At 72.6% G+C, this 22,808-nt stretch carries 22 protein-coding genes and 1 pseudogene; 12 read left to right on the forward strand and 11 right to left on the reverse strand.

Annotated elements, in window-relative coordinates:
• Positions 1–8 precede the first annotated feature (8 nt).
• From ACZ5WK_RS12750 to ACZ5WK_RS12760, 3 genes are read left to right on the forward strand one after another with little or no spacing between them, the layout of a single operon-like run.
• A complete protein-coding gene (locus ACZ5WK_RS12750) occupies positions 9–296 on the forward strand; it encodes an antibiotic biosynthesis monooxygenase family protein (RefSeq protein ID WP_465547366.1) in 288 nt (95 codons plus the stop codon).
• Entirely contained in the window at positions 226–789 is a 564-nt protein-coding gene (locus ACZ5WK_RS12755; protein WP_465547367.1) for a transposase family protein, read from the forward strand. Before ACZ5WK_RS12750 ends, ACZ5WK_RS12755 begins: the two co-directional genes overlap by 71 nt.
• Positions 780–1,385, forward strand: coding sequence for an ISAs1 family transposase (locus ACZ5WK_RS12760; RefSeq protein WP_465547368.1), 606 nt, complete (start codon positions 780–782; stop codon positions 1,383–1,385). The genes ACZ5WK_RS12755 and ACZ5WK_RS12760 overlap by 10 nt, the downstream gene beginning before the upstream one ends.
• 100 nt (positions 1,386–1,485) lie before the next feature.
• On the opposite strand, the gene ACZ5WK_RS12765 is transcribed toward ACZ5WK_RS12760, so the two are convergent.
• The 4 genes from ACZ5WK_RS12765 to ACZ5WK_RS12780 all read right to left on the reverse strand — a co-directional run bounded on the left by ACZ5WK_RS12765 (position 1,486) and on the right by ACZ5WK_RS12780 (position 3,712).
• Positions 1,486–1,707 carry a hypothetical protein gene (locus ACZ5WK_RS12765; RefSeq protein WP_465547369.1) on the reverse strand — a complete coding sequence of 74 codons (222 nt, stop codon included), beginning with the start codon at positions 1,705–1,707 and terminating at the stop codon, positions 1,486–1,488.
• A gap of 163 nt (positions 1,708–1,870) precedes the next feature.
• The gene (locus tag ACZ5WK_RS12770) at positions 1,871–2,041 is read right to left on the reverse strand and encodes a hypothetical protein (protein ID WP_465547370.1); all 171 of its coding nucleotides are present in this window, start codon (positions 2,039–2,041) and stop codon (positions 1,871–1,873) included.
• A 129-nt stretch (positions 2,042–2,170) separates the two neighbouring features.
• Complete coding sequence (locus tag ACZ5WK_RS12775) at positions 2,171–3,181, reverse strand: quinone oxidoreductase family protein (RefSeq protein ID WP_465547371.1); 1,011 nt, start codon at positions 3,179–3,181, stop codon at positions 2,171–2,173.
• A gap of 93 nt (positions 3,182–3,274) precedes the next feature.
• Positions 3,275–3,712 (reverse strand): Rrf2 family transcriptional regulator, encoded by a 438-nt coding sequence (locus ACZ5WK_RS12780; RefSeq protein WP_465547372.1) that lies wholly within the window; start codon positions 3,710–3,712, stop codon positions 3,275–3,277.
• Positions 3,713–4,508: 796 nt separating this feature from the next.
• Between ACZ5WK_RS12780 and ACZ5WK_RS12785 the strand changes: the two genes are divergently transcribed.
• The 4 genes from ACZ5WK_RS12785 (at position 4,509) to ACZ5WK_RS12800 (ending at position 7,649) form a co-directional block, all read left to right on the forward strand.
• Positions 4,509–6,863 carry a collagenase gene (locus ACZ5WK_RS12785; RefSeq protein ID WP_465547373.1) on the forward strand — a complete coding sequence of 785 codons (2,355 nt, stop codon included), beginning with the start codon at positions 4,509–4,511 and terminating at the stop codon, positions 6,861–6,863.
• 229 nt (positions 6,864–7,092) lie between these two features.
• Positions 7,093–7,224, forward strand: coding sequence for a hypothetical protein (locus ACZ5WK_RS12790; RefSeq protein ID WP_465547374.1), 132 nt, complete (start codon positions 7,093–7,095; stop codon positions 7,222–7,224).
• On the forward strand, positions 7,218–7,400 hold the full coding sequence (locus ACZ5WK_RS12795) for a class III lanthionine synthetase LanKC N-terminal domain-containing protein (RefSeq protein ID WP_465547375.1): 183 nt from the start codon (positions 7,218–7,220) through the stop codon (positions 7,398–7,400). Before ACZ5WK_RS12790 ends, ACZ5WK_RS12795 begins: the two co-directional genes overlap by 7 nt.
• Before the next feature lie 45 nt (positions 7,401–7,445).
• Positions 7,446–7,649 (forward strand): hypothetical protein, encoded by a 204-nt coding sequence (locus tag ACZ5WK_RS12800; RefSeq protein ID WP_465547376.1) that lies wholly within the window; start codon positions 7,446–7,448, stop codon positions 7,647–7,649.
• A 100-nt stretch (positions 7,650–7,749) separates the two neighbouring features.
• Here the strand turns inward: ACZ5WK_RS12800 and ACZ5WK_RS12805 are convergent, their stop codons facing one another.
• The gene (locus ACZ5WK_RS12805; protein ID WP_396322122.1) at positions 7,750–8,313 is read right to left on the reverse strand and encodes a TetR/AcrR family transcriptional regulator; all 564 of its coding nucleotides are present in this window, start codon (positions 8,311–8,313) and stop codon (positions 7,750–7,752) included.
• A gap of 150 nt (positions 8,314–8,463) precedes the next feature.
• On the opposite strand from ACZ5WK_RS12805, the gene ACZ5WK_RS12810 reads away from it, so the two are divergent.
• On the forward strand, positions 8,464–9,936 hold the full coding sequence (locus ACZ5WK_RS12810; protein WP_465547406.1) for an MFS transporter: 1,473 nt from the start codon (positions 8,464–8,466) through the stop codon (positions 9,934–9,936).
• Between the two features lie 48 nt (positions 9,937–9,984).
• Positions 9,985–10,137 (forward strand): annotated as a pseudogene (locus ACZ5WK_RS12815) (antibiotic acetyltransferase); the annotation flags it as partial.
• An 80-nt stretch (positions 10,138–10,217) separates the two neighbouring features.
• On the opposite strand, the gene ACZ5WK_RS12820 reads toward ACZ5WK_RS12815, so the two are convergent.
• The 3 genes from ACZ5WK_RS12820 to ACZ5WK_RS12830 form a co-directional block, all read right to left on the reverse strand.
• Entirely contained in the window at positions 10,218–11,888 is a 1,671-nt protein-coding gene (locus ACZ5WK_RS12820; protein WP_465547377.1) for an Ig-like domain-containing protein, read from the reverse strand.
• 249 nt (positions 11,889–12,137) lie between these two features.
• Positions 12,138–13,217, reverse strand: coding sequence for a hypothetical protein (locus ACZ5WK_RS12825; protein ID WP_465547378.1), 1,080 nt, complete (start codon positions 13,215–13,217; stop codon positions 12,138–12,140).
• Between the two features lie 236 nt (positions 13,218–13,453).
• Positions 13,454–14,650 carry an MFS transporter gene (locus ACZ5WK_RS12830; RefSeq protein WP_465547379.1) on the reverse strand — a complete coding sequence of 399 codons (1,197 nt, stop codon included), beginning with the start codon at positions 14,648–14,650 and terminating at the stop codon, positions 13,454–13,456.
• A 54-nt stretch (positions 14,651–14,704) separates the two neighbouring features.
• Between ACZ5WK_RS12830 and ACZ5WK_RS12835 the strand changes: the two genes are divergently transcribed.
• Both ACZ5WK_RS12835 and ACZ5WK_RS12840 read left to right on the forward strand, forming a co-directional pair.
• A complete protein-coding gene (locus tag ACZ5WK_RS12835) occupies positions 14,705–15,448 on the forward strand; it encodes a helix-turn-helix transcriptional regulator (RefSeq protein WP_465547380.1) in 744 nt (247 codons plus the stop codon).
• A gap of 597 nt (positions 15,449–16,045) precedes the next feature.
• The gene (locus tag ACZ5WK_RS12840; RefSeq protein ID WP_331742058.1) at positions 16,046–16,750 is read left to right on the forward strand and encodes a Crp/Fnr family transcriptional regulator; all 705 of its coding nucleotides are present in this window, start codon (positions 16,046–16,048) and stop codon (positions 16,748–16,750) included.
• A 63-nt stretch (positions 16,751–16,813) separates the two neighbouring features.
• On the opposite strand, the gene ACZ5WK_RS12845 is transcribed toward ACZ5WK_RS12840, so the two are convergent.
• Genes ACZ5WK_RS12845 through ACZ5WK_RS12855 form a run of 3 tightly spaced genes read right to left on the reverse strand, consistent with a single transcriptional unit; the run spans position 16,814 to position 21,818 of the window.
• Entirely contained in the window at positions 16,814–19,282 is a 2,469-nt protein-coding gene (locus ACZ5WK_RS12845) for an ABC transporter ATP-binding protein/permease (protein WP_465547381.1), read from the reverse strand.
• Positions 19,279–20,280, reverse strand: a complete 1,002-nt coding sequence (locus tag ACZ5WK_RS12850; protein WP_465547382.1) for an ABC transporter permease — start codon at positions 20,278–20,280, stop codon at positions 19,279–19,281. Before ACZ5WK_RS12850 ends, ACZ5WK_RS12845 begins: the two co-directional genes overlap by 4 nt.
• Positions 20,277–21,818 carry an ABC transporter substrate-binding protein gene (locus ACZ5WK_RS12855; protein WP_465547383.1) on the reverse strand — a complete coding sequence of 514 codons (1,542 nt, stop codon included), beginning with the start codon at positions 21,816–21,818 and terminating at the stop codon, positions 20,277–20,279. The genes ACZ5WK_RS12850 and ACZ5WK_RS12855 overlap by 4 nt, the downstream gene beginning before the upstream one ends.
• A gap of 243 nt (positions 21,819–22,061) precedes the next feature.
• On the opposite strand from ACZ5WK_RS12855, the gene ACZ5WK_RS12860 reads away from it, so the two are divergent.
• Positions 22,062–22,778 (forward strand): PIG-L deacetylase family protein, encoded by a 717-nt coding sequence (locus ACZ5WK_RS12860; protein WP_465547384.1) that lies wholly within the window; start codon positions 22,062–22,064, stop codon positions 22,776–22,778.
• Positions 22,779–22,808 lie beyond the last annotated feature (30 nt).

A 22,808-nucleotide genomic window follows, 5' to 3' on the forward strand; every position in this document is an offset into this window, starting at 1 on the left:
ATCACGCCATGTCCGTAGTCGTCATCGCCGACTGGCTCGCCGCCGCCGGCTCCGAGCAGCGCGTCGCCGAGCTGCTGCCCGCCCTCACCGAGGCCGCCCTCGCCCAGCCCGGCGTCCTCGCGTTCCGGGCCGTGCGCTCCCAGCGCGACCACGCCGCGTTCGTCGTCATCGCCGAGTACGAGAACCGGAACGCACACGTGGCGCACCAGGACACCGACCACTATCGTGAGCTCGTCCTGGGCGGCATCGCCCCGCTGCTCATCGACCGGCAGTCCGAGGACTACTCGCTGCTCTGAGCTCGTCGCCGTCGCCCCTTGCGACCCCGCACCGGATCCAGACCCTCGTGACCCGCGCGGTCTGCGTCACCCGTTGGTGGGCGTGCTGCTGGTCGCGGCCAGCGCGGTGCTGGCCGGGGCGCGTTCCTTCCGAGCGATCGGGCAGTGGGCCGCCGCCGCGCCGCAGCACACTCTGGCCCGGCTCGGCGCCCGGGCCATCGGCGTCTTCGGTGTATGCCTGGCACCCAGCACGTCGACGATCCGCCGAGTGGTCGGGGCGGTCTGTCCGGGCAGCCTGGTCGATCTGACCGGCACCGGCACCGCCGGGGCGACCACGCTCGCGGTCGACGGGAAGAGCGCCCGCGGCTCACGTACCGATGACGCGCCTGCCGCCCATCTGCTCGCCGCGATGACTGGCGCCGGCCGGACCGTGGCCCAGCTGCGAGTACCGGACAAGACGATCACCTGCTTCGCCGCCCTATTGGAACCGTTCGACCGGCTGGGGTGGTCGTAACCGCGGACGCGCTGCACACCCAGCGCGCCCACGCCCGGTTCCTGGTCGACGAGAAGCAGGCCCACTACCTGCTGATGGTCAAGGCCAACCAGCCCGCCCTGCACCGCGCGCTGCGCTCACTGCCCTGGACCCAGGTCACCGCCCGGCACTATCAGCGCGGAAGCGGACACGGCCGCCGCGAGACCCGGGTGACGCGCATGCTGACCGTCACCGACCTGGGGCTGGACTTCCCCTACGCCGTCCAGGCCGCGAAGATCACCCGCTACCGCACCGACCTCAAGAGCGGGAAACGGACCAGGCAGACCGTCTACGCGCTCACCGATCTGTCCCACCTGCAGGCCTCACCGAAGCGCATCGGCAAGCTCGCCCGCTCGCAGTGGGCCATCGAGAACAGGCTCCACTTCGTCCGCGACACCGCCTTCGGCGAGGACGTCTCCCGGGTCCGCACTGACCACGGCCCGGAGAACATGGCCACTCTGCGCAACCTGGCAATCAACACCCTCCGCGACCACGGCCACACCAGCATCACCGTCGGCCTCCGCCACATCTCCTACGAGCCCTTCACCCGCCCCCTCGACCTCCTCGACATCCCGTGACCAGGACAGATGCAAGATCATCAGGACTTTGGCCTGGAGCATCTCGACGTCGCCGGCTGCCCGGAGATCGCGTCGGGGGAACGGGCGACGCTCGGTCGCATTACTTGTCGTAGGCGGACGGCGATGACCCTGCGTTGTTTCCAGATGTCGCCATCGACCGCCACCAGTCAGCGCCAGCCATCATCTCCCTGAGCTGGGTGTCGGCGAGGTCAGGATGAGCCGCGGCGGCGTGCGCCTTGATATGTCCGAACAGCTCCTCGTCATCCGCGCCGGTGAAATCGATCCTGCCGTGCGACGGATCTACGCAGTGGAATCCGCGCATTGCTCCTCCTTCACGAAGCGTCATTTGATTCTAGGCCGCGATGGCGTTAACGCGCGCGCCCAGGGACATTCCCGCACGCTCGCCCATGCATTGCGTCTCCCTTCCTCCGTCCCGGGCCCATTACCCAGGGCTGATTCTCCTGATGATCTTGCATCTGTCCTGGTCACGGGATGTCGAGGAGGTCGAGGGGGCGGGTGAAGGGCTCGTAGGAGATGTGGCGGAGGCCGGCGGTGATGCTGGTGCGGACCCGGGAGGCGACCTCGCCGAAGGCGGTGTCGCGGACGAAGTGGAGCCTGTTCTCGATGGTCCACTGCGAGCGGGCGAGTTCGGTCACCCCACCCCGGAGCCTCGGTGCATCGGCAACGGCCCGACGCCACCCCATCACACCACCGTGACCTGGGCGTCCACATGATCAGAAAGACTTTGAATCAGCCCTGGTTGTGCATCCGAGCCGTTCGCCCTGTCACTGGACCCTCTTTTCGCGGGTGGCGAGCAGGACTCGGCCGAACGGGCGGTCCTCGATCAGGTGGCATTGCGCCTCGGCGGCTTGTTCCAAGGGGAATATGCGGGCGATGGCGGGGTCAAGCCGTCCGTCGCGCAGCCACTCCAGCAATGTCTTCCTGGCGGCCCGAGCGACGTCGCGCGGGATCATCGTGAAGGTGTAGCCGTAGGCCTTCGCGTTCTTCCAGATCAGATCAGTGATGTTCACCGTTCCTTCGGTACCGCCGGAGTATCCGACACCGACATAGCTGCCGCCGTGGGCGAGGCTCGCGATCGCGGGACCGAGAAGTGGGCCGGCGACACCGTCAATCACCACGTCCACACCCCTGCCTTCGGTGAGGCGCGCCACGCCCTCGGGTAGCGACTCGCGGGAAAGGTCGATGACGTGCTGGTAGCCCGCGGCGCGTGCCTGCACGGCCTTGTCGGTACGGCTCGCGGTGGATATCACCAGCGAGGCACCGAGTTCGCGTGCCACTTGCGCGGTGCCCATGCCGACCGAGCCGCCGACGCCAGGTGCCAGAACCGTGTGTCCTGGTGCGAAGTCGATCAGCTGGGTCAGCACGAGGTAGGCGGCGCTGAATCCGGCACCGGCGAAGAGCGCGCAGGCCGCCTCGTCACCGACCCCGTCGGGGATCGGCATCAGTTGGGCGGCGTCGGCGGTCAGTTGCTCACGCCACGTTCCGTCGACGAGCCAGCCCAGCCCGCCGCCTGCGACCACGACCCGGGTGCCCTCCGCCAGACCGGTTCCGCCTGGATCGACGACTGTGCCGACGGCACCACCACCGGGCACCAGCGGCGGCGACTTGTGCAGAGAGGCGGCCATCCGGCCGGCTCTGATGGTGTTGTCGGCGGGGCTCACCTCGGCGTGACTGAGCTCGATCAGCGCTCGGCCATCCTTGGCCTGCTCCGCAGGTCGATCGACAAGTCGCAGTTCCTCGTAGCCGCCGTAGCGCCGGAACTCAATGGCCCGCATGACGTCACCCTTCCCCCCGAATCGCAATTCCTGTGACAACTGATTGCCATGACAACTGGCTTCGCGCGTCGCCGAGCTACGCGACCGGAAGGGTCAGGCGGATCGTCCGGCCAGGGTGTCTCGCAGCACGCCCGCGATCGAGACGCGGGCCAGCTCCCGCCGCACCGCCTGCTCCGCATCGCCGTAGACGCGACGCAGCGCGGGCTGGATACCGGCTCCGACCGGGCAAGACTGATTCGGCTCGCCGCGGTGCATACCGAAAACCGCGTCGCTCTGCACTGCCTCGTACACCTCAAGCAGGGTGATCGACTCCGCTGCGCGGGCCAGGCGCCAGCCGGCCCCGGCGCCGTGGCGGACCGTGACCAAGCCCGCGTCACGCAGGTCGGCAAGGCTGCGCCGAATGACGACCGCATTGGTGCTGACACTCGTGGCGATCTGGTCCGAGGTGACCATCTCTCGGCCCATGTCGTGCACGAAGGCCATCCAGGCCAGCACGTGTACGGCGATCGTCATCCTGCTGTTGGCGCTCATGCCTCACCCCTCTTGCTGTAACAGTAGCAGTTACAGCAAGTCGCGGACGTCTCGTCACTGGCGACCGAGGCGGGCGTGGCGCTCGCCGCCGGCCCCGTCCTCGGGTGCCCGGACCGGGCGCGGCCGCGCGCCGGGCGGTGGCGCCTCGTCCGTAACGGCGGCCCAGCCCGGGCCCGGGCCGGCGACGAGGGCGCGGACCCCGGCGAAGCCGGCCTCGGTCACGGAACAGGCACCGGGCATGCAATCCGCTTGCTAATGCAATTTCACATTACTATGTTACATCTCACATGGACGCCGGCCGCCGCTCCCGCCCCGGGGCAGAGCCGGCGTCAGCTCGGTTGCGCACGCCCCCACACGACGCACCCACCCCTGCTCCCACTCCGTCCCCGACCGCCGCACCAGATCCACCGTCACCCCACACCGCCCCCTTCCTCCCCACAGGAGCACCGGTGCCAACTCCCCTTCCCCCGCGCCGAGTCACGCTCCCCGCCGGGCAGTCGTCCGGCCCCGCCGACCTCACCCGCGAGGGCCCGCCGCGGCGCTGACCGCCCCCGGGCGACCCCGCCCCCATGACTCCCGTACGGGCCCGCCGTCCTTACCCGCTTCCGCGGCGGGCCCGTACGGGGCCCGGTCCGGCCGAACCTTCCACACGGCCGGCCCCGGCCCGGGACGCGCACCTCTCCCCGCCGCGTCCCGGAACCGGGCCCCGCGCACCCGCCTCCACGTTCCCCACGGGCCCGCGCGGGGCCCGGGCACGACACCAACAGCCCGTCACCCCACATCTGCAGGAGTCTTGGTGTCCTCGACCCGACACATACGCACCACCATGCTCTCGGCCGCACTCGCCGCCACCCTGGCCGTGCCCCTCACCCAGAGCGCCCAGGCGTTCGGCAGCCCGGCCCCCACCGCCGTCGCCGCCCCGCCCGCCCCCACCACGGCGGCGGCAGCCGCCCCGGCCTCCTACGGGCCGGAGGACGCCGTGGCCCACCGGGCGGGCGGGGCGAACGCCGCCCAGGCCGGTCCGACCGGCCCGCCCGGTGCCGCCGCACTCCAGCCGACCACCGGCGCGCCGCAGGACGGCGACCCGGCCGCCGCACAGGCGGCCGCCGTCGCCGCCCGGAACACCGTCTGCACCCCGGCGGCCTTCACCGCACTCGGCCCGGCCGCACTGGCCGACTTCCTCGCCGACCGCGGCCACACCTACCAGGACTGCCTGCGGCCGCTGCTGCTCACCTGGGACCCGGCGACCGCCAAGGTGATGACCCGCGAGCACGTCCGGGCCGTCGCCGACCGGATCCGCGACCTGGCCCCGTCCTTCGACGGCGCCAACAACCTCAACCAGCAGGAACTCTGGTACTTCCTGCACGTCGCCGTCCTCTTCGACTTCAGCCACGACGAGGTCGACATCGGCGACGCCACCACCGTCGCCGCCATCGACCGGGCCATCACCGCCTACACCGCCAACCCGCGCGCCTTCGAACCCACCACGACCAACGGCGCCACCATGGGCGAGCTGCTGCAGACCAGCACCGCCCCCGGGCTGCGGGCCGCCCGCCTCCCGCTCGTCAAGAAGGTCCTGCGGATGTTCGCGCCCGGCGGCGTCACGATCGGCGACACCGGCTGGAACTGGGCCGTCCAGGGCGCCCTCCAGCTCAACTTCCAGGGCGTCAACAACGTCGGCGAGGACCCGCAGGGGCTGTTCCGGGCCGCCGTCGCGGCCGACTCCGACTACCGCGAGGCCTTCCGGGCCTACGCCGGCTACACCCACCTCAAGGGCACCGCGAGCGAGTGGGCCGCCGCCGACGCGATGCTGGAGTACGGGCGCTTCGCCCAGATCGACGCCCTCCGGCCCGAGTTGAAGGCCCGCATCGGTGACCTGCTGGTCCGGGCCGCCACCACCTTCGGCCGGATGAGCCGGCCGTGGGCCAACCTCGTCGGGCCGGTCAACGACCTCGGCCTCTGCGAGCAGTACGGCGTCTGCCGCGCCGACATCGAGAAGCAGCTCTTCCCGAACACCTACAGCTACGACAACGGCTCCCTGGTGGTGCACACCGCCCTCGACCGGGCCACCGCCGACCAGCTCTACTACGCGACCAAGCAGGTCAAGAGCCAGTTCTTCCGGGTGCTGGGCACCGACCAGCCGCTCGCGGGCGACGACCACCCGGTCCTGAACGTCCAGCTGTACGACACCAAGGCCAACTACCAGGCGTTCCAGAACCTCCTGTTCAAGATCGGCGACGTCAACAACGGCGGCATGTTCCTGGAGGAGCGGTCCACCTTCTACACCTACCAGCGCACCACCGCCGAGTCGTACTTCAGCCTGGAGGAGCTCTTCCGCCACGAGTACACCCACTACCTCAACGCCCGGTGGGCCATCCCCGAGTCCGGCTACACCACCCGCTGGCCGGGCGACGCCACCTTCGCGATGAACGAGGGCACCGCCGAGTACTTCGCCGGCTCCACCCGCGACGGCGGCGTCAAGCCGCGCAAGTACATGGTCCGCCAGGTCGGCTGGGACGACCAGGCCGGCACCGCCCGGCTGACCGTCGACCAGATCCTCCACGCCACCTGGAGCGGGCAGGGCTTCCGCGCCTACCCGTACGCGGCGACGCTCTTCAACCTGCTCGGCGAGAAGCACCCCGACCGACTCGCCGAGATGTACCGCCTGCTGCGCGCCGACGACCGTGCCGGGTACGACGCCTGGCGCGACCGTCTCGGCCGCGACGCCGCCCTCCAGCGCGAGTACACCGCCTACCTCGACGCCGAGATCCCGCTCGCCGACTCCCTGTTCGTCCCGGCCACCTCCTACACCCCCAACGGATCGCTGGACTACGCCTGGAGCTCCGAGGTCCAGGCCTCCTTCGCCAGGGCCACCGGGAACACCCCGGTCTGCAAGGACAACGCCGACTGGAACAACAAGATGCGCTTCACGTGCACCGGCCGCATCACCGCCAACCTCGCGGCCCCGGCCGACCCCGGCCAGACCCGCAAGGACATGGCCGCCACCGTCGACTACTACCTCCTCGCCCGGGCCGGCACCGCCGCCGACAACCTCGCCGACATGAACTGCTGGTTCGGCACGGTCGACGTCTGGCCCGACGGCCGGGCCGGCAGCGCCGAGTACACCTGCGAAGGCCCGCTGCGGCGCTGAGCCGCACGTGCCGTCGTCGGGCCGCCCACCGCCGTCCGGGCGGGGTCCGTCGACGGCACGACGGCGGTTGAGTGGGGATGGTGAACGGGTTTCGGGCGTAACGCGGACCGGAAGGTGCGTGCCCGGCCCCCATGTTCCGCCTCCACGGCAACCGCAATGATGCGAGTCCGCCCGGCGGACAGCACCGTGGGGCGCCCACCCGTCCGGCTTCGGCCCGGGAGGCCCGAGGATGTCGGACAGCGCAACGGCGTCCCCGGCCTCCGGCCGCCGGGACCCGACGCCCTACCGCGGCCTCGTCGAGGCCGAGTTGCGCCGCCACGACGCCGGTGGCTGGTCCATCAAGGCCGACGAGCCGTGGTAGCCGGTTCCCCCGACGGCTGCCGCCCGCGTGACCGGGGCTGGAAGCTGCACCTGTCCGCCACCCCGCTGTCGGCGCCCACCGTCCTCGCCCGCGCCGCCCGGGTGCTCGCCGCCGAACCGGCCGCGTTCACGTGCCGCGCGGCGCCGCACGGGACACTCGTCGTCTGCGACTGGTGACAGCGTTCTTACCGGCACCCCGACATCGCCGGGATCGTCCGCCGGTTGCAGGACGAAGGGGAGACGGTCGCCCCGGAGGACTTGGCGCAGGTCTCGCCGTACCTGACCGAGCACACCCGCCGCTTCGGTGAATACTCCACCCACGAGCCCGCCGGCCAACCCGACGCCTACGACCCGCACCTGGACGCCGACTTCACCCCGGTCCGCGGCGACGGCCCGCCGACCGGCGGATTCAGCCGGGCTGTGTGAGCCGACCGAGGGCCGGATGCCTGAGCCGGCCGGACGGGTGCCGGCGAGTACGGAGCCTCGGCACCGCGTCCGAGGGCCGATCCCGGGAGCCGGGGTGAGGTCACAGCATTCGGTCGACCAGCCCGTCGACGTAGTCCGGGGTGAGCTCCATGCCGAACAAGACGCGGATGTACATCGGGGCCAGGATGTGGTCCAGCACGCCGAATGCGTCGGGTGCGTGCTCGCCACGGTCGCGGGCGCGATCGAGCATGGACTGCAGTTGTCGCATGCGTTCGGCGCGGAGGTCGTCACCGGCCTTCAGGCCCTGCTGACCGTTGCTCGACAGGGCGACGGCCAGACGCACCACCGCCAGACCGTCGGGTCCGGTGATCTCGCGGGCCACGTTGGCCGCGTAAGTGCGCAGGTCGCCGGCCAGGCTCCCGGTGTCGGGCATCGGCGACTGCGCATTGAGGCGGTTGAGTGCCACGTCGGTGAGCAGGGTTTCCAGGCTGCCCCACCGGCGATAGATGCTGCTGTCGGCTACGCCCGCGCGGGCTGCGACCTCGCCGACGGTGAAGTTGCCGTAGCCGCGCTCACTGATCAGGTCGGTGACGGCCTGGTGCACCTCCGCGCCGACGCGGGCGCTGCGCCCGCCGGGCCGCCGGGCTCGCTGTCGCTCGTTCATGCCCCCACCTTAACGCAGTCATGGCTTGCGTTTATGAGGCACCCCCTTTACAGTCGCCTAACGCAGTCGCCGACTGCTTTAGAGCGCTCAGGTGCATCGCCACCCGCGTCGACCACGGCCGGGCGCAACCAACGACCGAGAGGAATCCCCATGGCTACATCGCCTGCAGCCGTAGGCAGTCGACCGAACCGGGCCGTGCTGCTCACGGTGACCTGCCTAGGGCAATTCATGGTCCTGCTCGACAACACGATCGTCGGAGCGGCGCTGCCCGATATGCAGCACCGGCTGCACACTGAGCTGACCGGTCTGCAATGGATCGTCGACGCGTACGTACTGCTGGTCGCCATGCTGCTGCTGTCCGGCGGTGTCTTCGCCGACCGGTTCGGCCGCAAGCGGGTGTACCTGACCGGCGTGGCGGCGTTCACCGCCGCGTCGGTGCTGTGCAGCCTCGCGCCCTCGCTCGGCTGGCTGGTCGCCGGCCGGGTGCTGCAGGGCATCGGGGCCGCGGCGCTCAGCCCTGCCTCGCTCGCCCTGCTCGCCGCCGCCCATCCCGCGCCGCAAGAACGAATCAAGGCGATCGGACTGTGGGCCGGATTCAGCGGAATCGGTCTGGCCGCAGGCCCCGTGGCCGGCGGAGTGCTGACAGACGCCTTCGGCTGGCCCGCCATCTTCCTGGTCAATCTGCCCATCGGCGCGGCCCTTCTGCTGGTCGGCCTGCGCGGCCTCGAAGAGACCCGCAATCCGAGCGCCCCCGCGATCGACATCCCGGGGACGGTGCTGTCCGTCCTGGGGGTGGGGGCACTGACCTACGGGCTGATCGAGGGTGGCGCCCGCGGCTGGACGTCGCCGGTGATCCTGGGCAGCTTCACCGCCGCGGTGATCCTCCTCGGCGCCTTCGTCGCCGTCGAAGCGCGTCGCTCCGCACCGATGCTGCCGCTCAGGCTGTTCCGGCAGCGCCTGTTCACCACGTCCAACACCGCCATGGTCGTGGTCGGGTTCGCGCTCATGGGGTCGTCGTTCTTCTTCTCCCAGTTCTTCGTGTACGTCCAGGGCAGCTCGATCCTGCGCGCCGGCCTGCAGACCCTGCCGGTATCGCTCGCCATGGTGATCGTCAGCCCGTTCGCGGGCCGGCTCGCCGCCCGGTACGGCTTCCGAATCGTGGTTACCACCGGCCTGGCCCTGGCCGGCCTGGGGCTGCAGGCGCTCGGCATGGTGCACGCCGACACCGGCTACGGGAACGTCTGGTGGCGGCTGGGACTCGCCGGCATCGGCTTCGCCCTGGCCCTGTCCCCACTGACGGGAGCCGCCATCCAGGCAGTCAGCCCACAGGAAGGCGGCCTCGCATCAGGCATCAGCAGCACCACCCGGCAGATCGGCGCGGTGCTCGGCGTGGCGGTACTCGGAGCCATCGTCCGCACCCGGCAATCCGGCGGCGCCTCCTTCGAGAGCGGCCTCAACAGCGCCTTCCTCGCTGCCGGCACCGTAACTCTGGCCACCGCCGTGTTCACCGGCCTGTGGCTGGCGAAGTCCAAGCCCGCGGAAGGCTCCCCGGCGCCGCAACGTTCCACCGATCCGGATGCGGTCACCACCTTGAACGGGGCATCCGCGAACAGCCCGAACTAGACCAAGATCATCTCAGGGCCCGTTTCTGCCGTACCCGGGTCACACCACATCGCCGCCGGCGCCGTGGTCACCGGCGACATCCCCGACCACGGCGTCGTCGGCGGCAACCCCGCCCGGCTCATCCGCACCCGCTACGACGCTGCGGACATCGCCCGGCTCCTCGCCGTGGCGTGGTGGGACTGGCCCGTGCAGCACATCACCAGGGCCGGAGACCGCAGTCCGGCCCGCCCGCACCCGCACACTCCCCCGTACCACCCGGGCCGCCGGCGGGGCGGACCGGCTCAGCCGGCCTGCGCCGGCCCCGGACGATCCGGCCCGGTACCGGTCGCCACCGGGCCCCTCAGCCGGTTGGCGGCGCAGGCTGCCGAGCCGTCCTGACCGGTGCCCAGCAGCACGCTGCCGGTGGATCCCGTCACGGCGAGCGGGCCGTCGACGGTGGAGCCGCAGATCTCGACGGCCAGGGCGCCGGTGGCGGCCAGCGGACCGTTGATCTCCGCGCCCGAGACGGCCAGCGCCCCGCCCGGCTGCACCGCGAGCGGCCCCTGCTGCCGGCCGCCGGGCCCGATGCAGACCGACTCGCCGGCCGCCACCACCAGGGGACCGTGGTGTGCCGTCGTCAGACAGGGGCGGGTGAAGCCGACCGTGAGCGCGGCCGGGGCCGTGGTGCCGCGCGGCACGAAGGCGGAGGATCCGCTGTAGTCGGCGGTGATGCTGTGCGCGCCGGGCCGCAGGGCGCCGGTGGTGTAGGCGGCGCGGCCGGCGGCCAGCGGGAGGGTGGTGAGCACCGTTCCTCCGTCGCGGAAGGTGACCGTTCCGGTCGGGGTACCGTCCTCCTGGTCCGCCGGGAGGACGGCCGCGGTGAGGGTGACGGGGTGTCCGAAGAGGGACGTGGCGGTGTCCGTGGTGAGCGAGACGGACGCCCCGTACCGGAACGAGACGACCGCCCTGCCGTTGCCGTGGTTGACGCCCGGGGTGAGCGAGACGTCGGCTGCGCCCGGAGCCGCGAAACCGCTACCGCCGCCACCGCCCGCGCCGTAGAGGTTGCCCGGGTTTCCGCCGCCGGAGCCGCCGGCGCCGCCGAAGTAGCCGCCGCCCCCGCCACCGCCCCCGTTGCCGCCTCGCGCGCCGTTGCCGCCGGGGCCGCCGCTGCCCGGGTTCGCCAGGCCGGTGTTGGGGTCGGTGTCGCCGCCGGCCGTGCCGGGGCCGCCCAGCGCGGAGTTGGGGCTGCCGGTTCCGGGAGCGGTCTGGCTGCCGCCGCCGCCGGCGACGCCGGACCCGTCCGGACCGCCGCCCTGGCCGCCGGGCTCGCCGGTGGGGCCGCCGCCGGCGCCGCCGTGCAGCAGCGGGCCGCCGTTGCCGGCCCCGCCTCCACCGCCTGCCACCAGCACCCGGTCCGCCGCGCCGAAGGAGCCGGCCCGCACATCGGTGGCACCGCCGCCGGAGCCGCCGCCGCCGTGGGCACCGCCGCCGCCGGAGCCGTGTCCGAAGCCGCCGGGCCGGGCGTACTCGCCGTGCCGGGAGGAGCCGGGGATCCCGGCCGCCCCGACGGTGATCTGCAGTCGTTGGCCGGCGGTGACGGCCAGCGTCGCGCTGGTCCGGCCGCCGAGCCCGCCGGGTGCCCCGGTGTTCGGCGGGTTGGGGTCCACGTGGCCGGCCGCACTGCCGCCCTCGGCTCCGAACAGTTCGACACCGACCTCGACGACCCCGGCGGGGACGGTGAAGGTGTCGGTGCCCGGGTCGGCGTAGGTGCACGCGGGCGAGGACGCGGTGAAGACGCCGTGGCTTCCGCAGGCCGCGGGCGCGGCCGGCTCGGCGGCCACGGCGACGGGTGCCAGGACGGTGGCCAGCAGGCCGGTCGCGCCGGCCAGTGCGAGGGTCCTGGTCCGGGTCCCGGCCTGGGCCCCGGTTCCGGCCGTGGTGGCGACCGGGAGCGAGTTCGGGTGACGGTTCATGAAGTGGCTGTGCCTCTCCGGCCCGTGCGGGCCGAGGGTGAGGGTGGGCGCGGGGGGGGGGGGGGGGGGGGGGGGGGGGGGGGGGGGAGGGGGGGGGGGGGGGGGGGGGGGGGGGGGGGGGGGTGGGGGGGGGGGTTGAGTGGGTTTTGTTTCCCTCAGGTGCGGGGGGGGGGGGGGGGGGGGGGGGGGGGTGGTTCCCCCCCCCCCCCCCCCCCCCCCCCCACCTCCGCTGTCCTGGTGCGGGAGGTCTCAGATGCCGTCGTCGGCGCAGAGCGCCCACGCGTCGGAGTAGGTGTTCGGCGAGCTGACACCGCCGGTGTGGGTGACGGCCGTCCAGTACGCGGCGGTGGTCGTCCCGTCGCCCACGGGGGTGCCGCCGGAGGTGCTGGGGAAGCTTCCGTTGAGGTGGTCGCCGACGGATCCCGGTCCGGTGAAGTCCGTGGTCGTCACGCTGCCCCCGCTCACGGCGGCTCCGCCGCTGACGAGCTTCCCGTCGTTGCCGCCGCAGCCGACCGTCACGGACTGGCCGGCGGTGGCCGCCGTCGGGCCGCTCACCTCGCTGTGCCGGACCGTCACGGTCGCGCCGCTGACGCCGATGCCGTTCCCGCTGCAGACGGCGTAGGCGTAGGTGGTGTTGTTGTTGTTCCCGCCGCCGCCGTTCCAGCCGACCGCCGCCCAGGAGTCCGGGTTGGTCTCGCCGTCGGCCGCGGCCTTCTGGCCGTAGTCGTGGGCCGCGTTGCCGAAGGTCGGGAAGCTCGCGATCGGCTTGAGGCTGCCGACACCGGCCGGCGTGATCCGGGCGCCGCCGCCGAGCAGGCGGGTGTTGGCCGGACAGGTCGCCACGACCAGGCTCACCGTTCCGCTGCCGGTGGGGCCCGCGGTCTTGTTCATGACGACCTGGGTGTGGTTGATCAGGTTGCTGGCGAAGCACACCGCGAACGGGGTGGAGGAGAAGTCGGCGTTGACCGCGCCGCCGCTGCCCCCGATGCCGAGCCAGTGCGTGACGTCGGTGCCGACGACCCCGGTCGAGCCGGTGTACTCGGTGCTGCCGTCCGGGCTCGGAGCCGTCCCGTTCACCTTGTTGCCGTTCGACGAGGTGCCCGTGCCGATGGCCTGGCTGATCCCGCCGCCGGAGATCAGGCCGCCGGAGCAGTCCGCGTGGGTGGAGATCTCGGAGAACGCGGCCCCCGGCCCCGCGGTGGCCCCGGGCGTCTTCACGGTGGCGCCCACCGTGTTGGCGTGGGCGATTCCCGGCACCAGCACGGCCAGGACGGCCGAGGCGGCCACGCCCCGGCCGGTGAGCCGGCGCAGACACGACTTCTTCTTCATCTGGATCGCTTTCTGGAATCCGACGCGGCCGCGAAGTGTCCGGCGGCGTTGTCCGTTGAGGCATCGTCTGGGAGGAGCGCTGCACATCCTCGACAGCTACACCCGGGTAGACCACTGGTGATCCGCACGGCGCCCCGGCGCGCCGGCTGGGCGATCAGCCAGCCGGCAGCCCGGTTGACGGCGGCCTCGGCGCCGCCGCGGGCACCGCGGCCGCACGGCAGGGCCGGGCTCGTCCGTCACGTCTCCGCCGTCTCCCGGGCCTGTTCCGGCGCCGGGGCAGGGCTCCCGGGTGCGGCCGGCTCCGCGAGGGTGCGGAACAGCAGCCAGCTCAGGGCAGGCATCAGGACCAGCGGCGCCAGGGCGGTCTGCAGGGACGTCGCGTCGGCGAGCCGTCCGATCAGCGGACCGGCCAGACCGCCGATGCCGACGCCCAGGCCCAGGGTGACGCCGCCGGCCGTGCCGACGCGGGAGGGCAGGTAGTCCTGGGCCAGCGTGACCTGCAACGAGAACGGGACGTACAGGGCGGCCGAGGTCAGCGCCACGAAGAGGTAGACGGCCGGGCCGGCGGCCAGGACGAGGCCGGCCACGGTGACGACGGCGGCGGCGTAGGACCAGCGCGCCACGGTGACCCGGTCCCGGCGCTCGGCCAGCCTGCCGCCCAGGACGGTTCCGGCCGCGCCGCCGAGGTAGAGCACGAACAACGCTCCGGTGCCCGCGGCCGTGCCGCCTCCCGCCCGCTCCCGCGCGTAGAACGCGATGAAAGTGGACAGCCCGGTGAAGACCACCGACCGGCAGACCACCGCCACCGCCAGCCTCACGAACGATGCCGTGTCCCCCGCGCCCGCGGGCGCCACGGCGGCGCCGGACGCACCCCGCGTCGTCCGCTGCCACTGCGCCCCGCGCAGGAACACCAGGCACAGCACGGCGCCGGCAAGGGCGGGCACGACGAGCAGCGGTGAGCGCCCCAGGCCCCCCGCCCCGACGACGGCGGCCACCAGAACCGGCGCGAGAGCGAATCCGACGTTGCCGCCCAGCGAGAACCAGCCCATCGCGGAATGGCTGCCCCGCCCGGCCAGACGCGCGACGCGGGCCGACTCGGGATGGTAGACCGCGATGCCGACCCCCGAGACGGCCACGGCGGCGATCGTCGCGGCGTACGAGCCGCCGAGGCCGCACGACGCGATGCCCAGACCGCCGACGACCGTGCTCACCGGCAGCAGCCAGGGCAGCGCGTACCGGTCGGTGAGCGCTCCGAACAGCGGCTGCGCCACCGCGGACACCACGGAGGCGGCGAGCACGATGCCCGAGGCCGCGGCGTAGCTGTAGGCGCGTTCGGCGACGAAGAACGGGACGAGCGCGGCCACGGCCCCCTGGTAGACGTCGACGCAGGCATGGCCGGCGGAGAGGACAACGATGGCTCTGTTCTTCGGCATTGCGCCATCGTCGCCGTCCACCGGTCTGTCGTGCTTCCGATATCCTGCCGACCCATGCCGGAAATCCGCCACACCCCCGTCGCGCCGACCAGGGCCCAGCTGCTGCCCTCCGGTACGGGCATCGACGCCCACCGCCACAACGATCACCAGATCGTCTACGCCGCCCGCGGAGTGCTGGCCGTCACCACCGGTCTCGGGACCTGGATCGCCCCGGCGACCCACGCCATCTGGATCCCGGCCCGGACCGTGCACGCCCACCACGCCCACGGCACGCTCGACCTGCACCTGGTGGGCCTGCCCGCGACCGACAACCCGCTGGGCCTGGAGATGCCGACCGCGCTCATCGTGAGCCCCCTCCTGCGGGAGCTGATCGTCGAATACACCCGCGCCCCGGACGACGACAGCCCCCGACGACGGCGACTGCGGGCCGTCCTCCTCGACCAGGTAGCGGCCTCACCGCAGCGGCCCGTCCACCTGCCGGCCCCGGCCGACCCCCGGCTCAAGGACCTGTACGAGATCCTGCGCACCGATCCCGCCGACCGGCGCACCCTCGTCGCCCTGGGCCGGGAGGTCGGCGCGAGCGACCGCACCCTGTCACGGCTCTGCACCGACGAGCTGGGCATGACCTTCCCCCAGTGGCGCACCCAACTGCGGCTCTACCACGCCCTCGTCCTGCTCGCCGAGAACGTCCCGGTCACCGCGGTGGCCCACCGGTGCGGGTGGTCCTCGGCCAGCGCCTTCATCGACGTCTTCCGCCGGACGTTCGGCCACACCCCCGGTACGCACCAACGCCGGTGACCCACCCGGCCAACGCACGGCGACGGGCACACCGTCCGGCAGGATTGGCTCGAATTGATCGGAGGTTAATTCTGGTTCGACCATGCTCGACCAAGCGTGCGCGTTATGCTCCGGTTCAGGATCCTGTGGGAGCGTACGCGCATGGAAGATCGGACGCGTCGCCTGGCGGGCCGGCTGTGAATGGCCCGGGCCCGGAGTGATCGGCGACGGGCCGGGGCGCGGGGCATCGGCGGATCCGGCGGGGGTCGGCACGGCGCCGTGGCGACAAGATCAATAAACCGGCTGGAGGAAATCAGCGATTAATCCTCCCACTCCCTCCGGGGACTGGTTCGAATGATTACGGGTGAACTCGGGACGGCCTTCGTCTCCCCGCTCCCCCATTCGGACCTGCGCCGATAAAGCCGTGCGAGAACTCGGGGAGGGCTCCCGCCGGCCTACTGCGACAGATTGTCAGTTTGCCCGTGCTATAGCCCGTCTTGACAGCTCGACCGCATGTTCGGTATTTATTGTTGGACATTTCCGTAAAGCGGAGGGGGGTAGGGGGGGCCTGGCATTAAAGTCCACGTCTTCGATGCTCAGGCGGTCCCCCGATGCCACATGAGCTTTCCCAAGCCAGCCATCACCCCGACGAAGTTCACCGACCGGGTTGTCGGCTCTCTCCAGTCGATCGAGCACACCCTGCCGACGGTGACCATCACCCGAGGCGGCCACATCTACAACTGCGCCGAGAGCGACCAGAGTCTCTACCTCGTGAAATCCGGGCAGGTCAAAACCGTGATCGTGACCTCGACCGGGAAGCGATGTCTGCTCGACCTCTACATCGCCGGAGACATCTTCGGTGAGCTCTGCATGACGCAGCTCGGCCGCATCGAGACGGCGGTCGCCATGGCAGACACCGAGCTGACCAGAATTCCCTACAGCAAATTCTTCAAGATTCTCGCCGGCAGCGGCCTCCTCGAAGAATTTGCCGAGCACCTGGCCGGGCGGCTCTCGGAACGTCAGCGGGTCATTGTCGACCTGGTCACTCTGGAAAGCGAATTACGACTCGCCGCCAGGCTCCTCCAGCTCTCCCACCGCTTCGGGCAGAGCCACCAGCGCGGGCTCAAGATCGCCGCGAGACTCACCCAGGAAGAACTCGCCGAAATGGTCGGGACCACCCGGTCGAGGGTGGGATATTTCCTGAAGAGATTCCGCGAGGCCGGGCTCCTCGAGTCCAGCCGCGGCTGGATCACCATCCGCAACGAGGCCAACCTCGCCGAGTACATCGAAGCGCGCCTCGGCCTCAGCGACGCGTCCGTCTAGGCGCCCCGGAAAACGGTCCCGCCCGGCCCGGGCAGCTCCGGGCGGGACCGCTCCCCTGAGCCGTCAGAGCGGCGCTGCCCCCGAAAGGTGGCGCAGCCGGCCGTCGGCCACCTGCGCGAGGCTCCCGCCGATCCGCTCCACGACCAGGCGGTCGTGCGTGACCACCACCAGCGCCACCCCGAGGTCCCGGCACAGCTCGTCGAGCAGCTCGAGGACCGCCAGTGCGGTCGTCCGGTCGAGCGCGCTGGTGATCTCGTCACACAGCAGGACCTCCGGGCTGGCCGCCAACGCCCTTGCCAGAGCCACGCGTTGGCGCTCACCGCCGGACAGTGCGGCCGGCCTGCGGTCCAGGTGCCCGGCGCCCAGGCCGACCCGCTCGACCAGGGCCAGGGTCCGCGCCCGGACCTGGTCGGGCGGCACCAGGGCGAACTGCCGCAGCGGGCGGCCGACGATCCCCGCCACGCTGTGACGGGGGTTCAGCGAGTCGTACGGGTTCTGCGGGACGAGCTGGAGCAGCCGGCGTTGGAGCGGGGTGCGGCCGCCCACCTCCTTGGCCAGAACGTGGCCGGCCAGGCGCACTTCGCCGGCCGCCGGTGTCACCAGCCCGGTGATCGCCCGCAGCAGGGTGCTCTTGCCGCTGCCCGAGGCGCCCACGATGCAGAGCCGGCCGCCGGCCGGGACGCTCAGCGAGGCGTCGGCCAGGATCCGTCCGGCGCCGGGGCGCTCGACCCGCAGCCCTGCGACGGAGAGCGGCGCGGCAGGGTCCGCCTCCGCCGTGGGCGGGGCGCCCGGCGGCACGGCCGCCACGGCCGCCGTGGCGGCCGGTTCGGGCGCGGCGGCCAGTGCGGCGTCGGGCGGGCCGGAGCGCAGGATCCGCCCGCCGCCCATCACCACGACGGTGTCCGCGGCCTGGGCGACCGCGTCGAGGTCGTGGGAGACGAGCAGGACGGCGGTGTCCTTCTTGCGGCACAGGGCGACCACCTCCATGACCAGGCGGGCGGTGTTCTCCGGGTCGAGGGCGCTGGTCGGCTCGTCCAGCACCAGCAGCCGGGGCTCGCGGGCCAGGGCGACGGCGATCGACAGCCGCTGGAGCTGGCCGCCGGACAGCTGGTGCGGCCGGCGGGCCAGGAACGCCGGGTCGTCGGGCAGGCCGAGGGCGCGCAGCGCGGTCCTGGCGCGTTCCAGCCGCTCGGCGGGCGGGACGTCCAGCGTGCGCAGCTGCTCGCCGATCTGGTCGGCGACCTTGAGGTTGGCCGGCAGTGCGGTGCGCGGGTCCTGGGCGACGTAGGCGACGCTGCGGGCGCGCAGGCGGGAGAGTTCGCGCCGGCTCAGGCCGTCCAGGGTGGTGCCGAAGAGCCGGGTGGTGCCGGCGGTGCGTTCCAGGCCCGGATTGGTGTGGCCGAGCAGGGCGAGTGCGGTGCTGGTCTTGCCGCTGCCGGAGTCGCCGATGAGCGCGACGACGGTGGCGGCGGGGACGGTGAGGTCGACGCCGTGGACGGTCTCGCGCCCGGTGGCGGTGGCCTCCAGACGCAGGCCCCGCACGGTCGCCGCACCGTCCGGCGCCACACCCGCTCCGTCCGGCGCCGCGCCCGGTCCGGGCAGCGCCACGGCGCGCGGGCCGGCCGCAGGGCCCGCCGGGCGCGGCCGCCGCAGGCCCCGGCCGGCTCGCCGGCGGCGCGCGGTGTCGGCCGGGCCGAGGGTGTCGGCGAGGCGGCCCACCGTCAGCAGCAGGGCGAGCAGCAGGGCCGCCGGGGCCAGCACGGCCAGCGGCTGGAGGGTGAGGCCGCCCTGGTTCTCCATGATCATCAGCCCCCAGTCGGGGGTGGGCGGCTGGGCGCCCAGACCGAGGAAGCCGGCGGTCGCGACCGCGTAGGCGGTGCCGGCGAAGCGGACGCTGGCGTCGGCGGCCAGGGTGCGGACCAGGTTGGGGAACACCTCCCGGGCCAGGATCGAGGGCGTCGACTCACCACGGGCCAGGGCCACTTCGACGTAGTCGTGGGCCAGGGCCTGGGTGGTGGCGGCCCGGACGATACGGGTGATGTCCGGCACCATCACCGCGACCACCGCGATGGCGACGCCGACCAGTCCGGGCCCGGTGCCGGTCGCGATGACCGCGATCAGCACCAGCGGCGGAAGGCCCATCAGGACGTCGGCGCCCCGCATCACGAGGGTCGCGGTCAGGCCGCCGCGGTAGGCCGCGAGCATGCCGGCCGCCACCCCGACGAGGTAGGCGACCAGCAGCACGGCGACGGAGAGCAGGATGAGCGTGCGCCCGCCGGAGAGCACCCGGCTGAGGACGTCCGCGCCCAGGTGGTCGGTGCCGAGCGGGGCATCGGCGCTGCTCGGGGCGAACGGCATGCCGACACCGACCCGCGGGTCCTTGGGCGCCAGCCACGGGCCGCAGAGGGTCAGCAGCACCAGCACGGCGAGCACCACCGCCGCGACCGGCCGCCGCCGGGCCGGCCCGGTCGGGCCCGGGGCGGGCGCGACGGGCGCCGGTGGTTCGGTGACCGGGGTGGAAGCGAGGGTCACAGCACGATCCTCCTCGAATGGTCGAGCGCCATGCCGAGCACGTCGCCGAGCAGGTTCGCCACCACCGTCACCAGCGCGATCAGCAGGGCGACGGCCTGCACGGTCGGCACGTCACGCCCCGCCGACGCCTGGATCAGGACGGACGCGATCCCCGGGAAGCCGAACAGCGTCTCGGCCACCAGCGCCCCGCCGACCAGCAGCGACAGGTAGCGCGCCAGCAGCGGGATCACCGGCGGGATGGCGGCGGGCAGGACGTAGCGCAGCACCACCCGGTGCTCGGGCACGCCGTTGAGCCGTGCGGTGGCGACGGCGTCGCCGCCGGCCACCTCCACCACCCCGCTGCGCACCAGCCGGGCGTTGTGCGCCAGGCAGCCGGCCAGCAGGGTGGCCACCGGCAGGACCAGGACCTCGGGTCTGCTCAGCAGCCCCTGGCCGGGCCTGATCAGCGAGACCGCCGGCAGCAGGTCCAGTTCGACGGCGAGGACCAGCACCAGGACGCTGCCCATCACGAACTCGGGCACCGCCAGCAGGGTCAGGGTGGCCGCCGAGATCAGCCGGTCGGCGAGGCCGCCGGAGCGCAGCCCGGCCCAGACGCCCAGGCCGACGGCGAGCGGCACCAGCAGGGCGAGCGTCACCCCGGCGAGGACCAGCGAGTTGCCGGCCCGGTCCCCGACCACGTCCGCGACCGGGCTGCCGGACACGTAGGAGGTGCCGAGGTCGCCGTGCAGGACGGTCAGCAGCCAGTCGCCGTAGCGCACCAGCGCGGGCCGGTCCAGGCCGAGTTCGGCGCGGCGGGCGGCCACCTGGGCCGGGTCGGCGTCCGGCCCCAGGGAGGCGGCGGCCGCGTCACCGGGAGCCGCGTCGGTGGCGACGAAGACGATCGCCGAGACGGCGAGCAGCACCAGGACACCGGTGAACAGCCGCCGGAGCAGGAGGGACCTCAGCGACCCCCGGCCGGTGCCGGGGGTCGCCGGGGCCTTGAGAGCGGTGTCGGTCATGCCAGGTATGCGTCTCGGAAGCTCGGGAACGTCGGGTAGCCCAGCGACTTGACGCCGTGCACCTGCGGGGTGGCGGCGGCCAGGACCGGCGCCTTCGCCCAGACGAGGTCACCGCCCTCCTCGTGGAGGTAGTGCTGGATGTCGGCCAGCGCGGTCTTGCGCTGCTCCTCGGTGACCGCCGAGCGGACCTTGGTGACCAGGTCGTCCGCCTTCGGGCCGGCGACGCCGGTGAAGGGCAGCAGGGCGTCGGAGCCGTAGAAGAACAGCACGTCCAGCGGCAGCGGTCGCGGCTTGCGGTTGGCGGACTGGAACTTGGCGCCGATGAAGACCTTCGGGTCGGCGAAGAAGTCGCCGGCCGGCACCTTGTCGAGGCCGATGGTGATCCCGGCCTTCTTCGCCTGCTCGGCCAGCACCGCGGCGCCCTCGGCCAGCCCGTACTCGTAGTCGCTGGTGCGGATGGTCAGCGAGAGGTTGTCCACGCCGGCGTCCTTGAGCAGCTTCTTGGCGCGCTCCGGGTCGTACTGGCGCTGCGGGAGGTCCTGCGCGTAGTCCGGCAGGTACTTGCCGAAGAGGTCGTTGCCCACCTCGCCGAAGCCGAGCGTGACCCGCTCGACCATCTGGTCGCGGTCCACCCCGTACTTGAGCGCCTGCGCCACCCGCGCGTCGGTGAACGGGTCCTGGCTGCGCTTGAGCATCGCACCGAAGTTGGGCCACTCCCACTTGGGCGGGGTGAGCAACTGCAGGGCGGTGTTGGCACGTTCGGCCTTGCCCGCGACCAGCGAGATGCTCGCCGCGTAGTCGACCTGGCCGGCCTTGAGCGCGTTGAGCCGGGCGGCGCCGTCGGCGATGGAGACGAGTTCGAGCTCGTCGAGGTAGGGGCCGGCGCTGCCCCAGTAGTCGGGGTTGCGCTTGAGCGTGGCGCCCTGGCCGACCTTGTGCTGCTGCAGGATGAAGGGACCGCTGCCGGGAACGGCCGAGAAGTCGGTCGTCCCGGCCGGGACGACGAAGATGCCCTGCGTGAACACCTGGTCGAGGAAGCCGTGCGGGCGCTTCATCACCAGGACGGCGGTGAGCTCGTCCTTGCGCCGGGTCTTGGCGAGGTCGACGTCGGCCAGCAGGGGCGCCTGGTTGGCCTTGGTGTCGACGTAGGTCTGGAGCGTGAAGAGGACGTCCTCGATGGTGAGCTTGCGGCCGTCGGTGAACTTGACGCCGCTGCGCACGCGCAGCGTCCACTCGGTGCCGTCGGCGTTGGGCGTCATGCTCTCGGCGAGCTGCATCTCGATCTTGCCCTCGGCGTCGACGACGCAGAGCTCGTCGTAGATCGCCCGCGCCCGCACGTAGTCGATCGGGGTGTTGGCGGCCTTCAGCACGTTCGCGGTCTCGTTGCTGCCGCCGATGAAGGCGGCACGCACCTTGCCGCCGCGCTTGGGGCTCGGCGGCGCCGTGGCGTCCGCGGCCGGGGCCTTGGCGTCCGATCCGCAGGCGGTCAGCAGTCCCACCCCCGCGGTGCCCGCCGTGATGCCGGCAGCCGCCCTCAAGAGGGCTCGTCTCGACACTGTGAGCCGTTGGTCCGCCATGGTTCCTCCTAGTTCGCGTGCCTGCGCTGGGCCGTGCGCGCGAGGAAGGTATCCACTTCAAATCCCCAAGATCTGCGCAGCATTGAGCATCGGAGATGCCCAGGTGAAGGCCCGGTACGAACCAAACGGACCGCACGGTCCGCCGGATCCGGGCGCTCACTTCGGAGCAGACCGGCCCCGGCCACGCGTGCTTGTCTGCGCCTCATGACGAACCAGCTGCAGGAGATGCCGGCCGACTTCGACCGGGTGCTGTGCGTGGTCGCCCACCCCGACGACATGGAGTTCGGCGGGGCGGGCGCGGTGGCCGCGTGGACCGCGGCGGGCAAGCAGGTGGGATACCTGCTGCTGACCCGCGGCGAGGCGGGGATCGACGGGATGGAGCCGGCGAAGGCGGCCCGGGTGCGGGAGGAGGAGCAGCGGCGCAGTGCGCGGATCGTGGGCGTGACGGAGGTCGAGTTCCTGGATCATCCGGACGGTGTCCTGGAGTACGGCCCGGCGCTGCGCCGGGACATCGCGGCGGCGATCCGCCGGCACCGGCCGGAGCTGGTGGTCGGCTACAACCACCGGGACACCACCCACACCCGCCGCTGGAACACCCCCGACCACCGCAACGCCGGGCGGGCGCTGCTGGACGCGGTGGGCGACGCGGGCAACCGGTGGATCTTCCCCGAGGCCGGCGAGCCGTGGGGCGGCGTGCGGTACGTCGCCATGGTGGGCTCCCCCGAGCCGACCCACGCGGTGGACGTGAGCGGCTCGGTGGACCAGGCGGTGGCGTCGCTGGAGGCGCACGAGGCCTACCTGGCGGCGCTCGGCGGCGGGCGTCCGGTGGACGTGCGCGCGCCGCTGACCGGCCTGTACCAGTCCACCGGCGAGCGGTTCGGCGGGCGGCTCTCGATCGCGTTCGAGCTCGTGGTGGGCTGAGAGCCGCCCACCTCCCGCCCGGGCCGCCGC

The organism is Kitasatospora sp. NPDC032757 (assembly GCF_055579305.1).

What these genes read in the sequence shown, in the direction of transcription:
- ACZ5WK_RS12835 (WP_465547380.1), top strand. Translation starts at nt 14,705, where the DNA reads ATGCCGGAAATCCGCCACACCCCCGTCGCGCCGACCAGGGCCCAGCTG.
- ACZ5WK_RS12860 (WP_465547384.1), top strand. Translation starts at nt 22,062, where the DNA reads ATGACGAACCAGCTGCAGGAGATGCCGGCCGACTTCGACCGGGTGCTG.
- ACZ5WK_RS12825 (WP_465547378.1), bottom strand. Translation starts at nt 13,217, where the DNA reads ATGAAGAAGAAGTCGTGTCTGCGCCGGCTCACCGGCCGGGGCGTGGCC.
- ACZ5WK_RS12775 (WP_465547371.1), bottom strand. Translation starts at nt 3,181, where the DNA reads ATGCGGGCCATTGAGTTCCGGCGCTACGGCGGCTACGAGGAACTGCGA.
- ACZ5WK_RS12780 (WP_465547372.1), bottom strand. Translation starts at nt 3,712, where the DNA reads ATGAGCGCCAACAGCAGGATGACGATCGCCGTACACGTGCTGGCCTGG.
- ACZ5WK_RS12765 (WP_465547369.1), bottom strand. Translation starts at nt 1,707, where the DNA reads ATGCGCGGATTCCACTGCGTAGATCCGTCGCACGGCAGGATCGATTTC.
- ACZ5WK_RS12830 (WP_465547379.1), bottom strand. Translation starts at nt 14,650, where the DNA reads ATGCCGAAGAACAGAGCCATCGTTGTCCTCTCCGCCGGCCATGCCTGC.
- ACZ5WK_RS12820 (WP_465547377.1), bottom strand. Translation starts at nt 11,888, where the DNA reads ATGAACCGTCACCCGAACTCGCTCCCGGTCGCCACCACGGCCGGAACC.
- ACZ5WK_RS12810 (WP_465547406.1), top strand. Translation starts at nt 8,464, where the DNA reads ATGGCTACATCGCCTGCAGCCGTAGGCAGTCGACCGAACCGGGCCGTG.
- ACZ5WK_RS12805 (WP_396322122.1), bottom strand. Translation starts at nt 8,313, where the DNA reads ATGAACGAGCGACAGCGAGCCCGGCGGCCCGGCGGGCGCAGCGCCCGC.
- ACZ5WK_RS12850 (WP_465547382.1), bottom strand. Translation starts at nt 20,280, where the DNA reads ATGACCGACACCGCTCTCAAGGCCCCGGCGACCCCCGGCACCGGCCGG.
- ACZ5WK_RS12790 (WP_465547374.1), top strand. Translation starts at nt 7,093, where the DNA reads ATGTCGGACAGCGCAACGGCGTCCCCGGCCTCCGGCCGCCGGGACCCG.
- ACZ5WK_RS12840 (WP_331742058.1), top strand. Translation starts at nt 16,046, where the DNA reads ATGAGCTTTCCCAAGCCAGCCATCACCCCGACGAAGTTCACCGACCGG.
- ACZ5WK_RS12750 (WP_465547366.1), top strand. Translation starts at nt 9, where the DNA reads ATGTCCGTAGTCGTCATCGCCGACTGGCTCGCCGCCGCCGGCTCCGAG.